The 729-nt window shown below is 25.9% G+C and carries 1 protein-coding gene; it reads left to right on the top strand.

Annotated elements, in window-relative coordinates; translation table 11 throughout:
* A partial coding sequence (locus DNK85_RS12640) for a hypothetical protein (RefSeq protein WP_208123173.1) occupies positions 1-592 on the top strand: 592 nt, incomplete at its 5' end.
* Between the last annotated feature and the right edge of the window lie 137 nt (positions 593-729).

Below are 729 nucleotides of genomic sequence, written 5' to 3'. Positions count from 1 at the left end.
GAGGAGCATGAAAAAAGGAGAAAGGAGAAAAAGAAAGAAAAAGGAAAAGAGAAAGAAAAGAGAAAGGGGTGAAAAGAAAAAGAAAAGAGAGAAAGAAAAAGGAAAGAAGAAAAGAAGAGTAAAAGTGAAAGAAGAAAAGAAAAAAAGAAGAGAAATAAAAGGAAAAAAAAAAAAAGAAGATAAGAAGAAGAAAAGAGTGAAATGGAAGATGAAAAGAAAAAGAAGAAAGAGAAAAAAGGGGGAGAAAAAGAAAAGAAGATTGAAAAGAAAAAAAAAGAAAAAGAAAGGGAGAAAGAAAAGAAAAAAAAGAAAGAAAAAAAAGAAGAAGAAAAGAACAGGAGAAGAAAAAGAAGGAGAAAAAAAAGAAAAGAGAAAAAGAGAAAGAAGAGAGAAAAAGAAAAAGAAAAAAAGAGAAAGAGAAAAAAGAGAAAAAAAAAAAAAGAAAAAAAGAAGAAAAAAAGAAAAAAGGAGAAAAAGGAAAAAAGGAAAAAAAGGAAAAAGAGGAAGAAAAAAAAAGAAAAAAGAAAAGAGAAAAAAAAGGAGAGAAAGAAGAAAGAAAAGAAGAAAAAGGAGAAAAAAGAGAGAAAAATAATAAAAAAAAAAGAAAGAAAAAAGAAAAAAAAGAAAGAAGAGAAGGAAAAAAGAAAAAGGAGGAGAGTAAGGAAAAGGAGAGGAAAAAAGAAAAAAAGGAAAAAAAAAAAGGGGAAGGAAGGAAAGAAAAAAAGAAAA

Source organism: Cysteiniphilum halobium, assembly GCF_003574425.1.
In the GTDB taxonomy this organism is placed as follows: Bacteria; Pseudomonadota; Gammaproteobacteria; order Francisellales; family Francisellaceae; genus Caedibacter; species Caedibacter halobius.
Note: the sequence above shows the minus strand (reverse complement) of the source record. Positions and strands in the feature narration are given on the sequence as shown.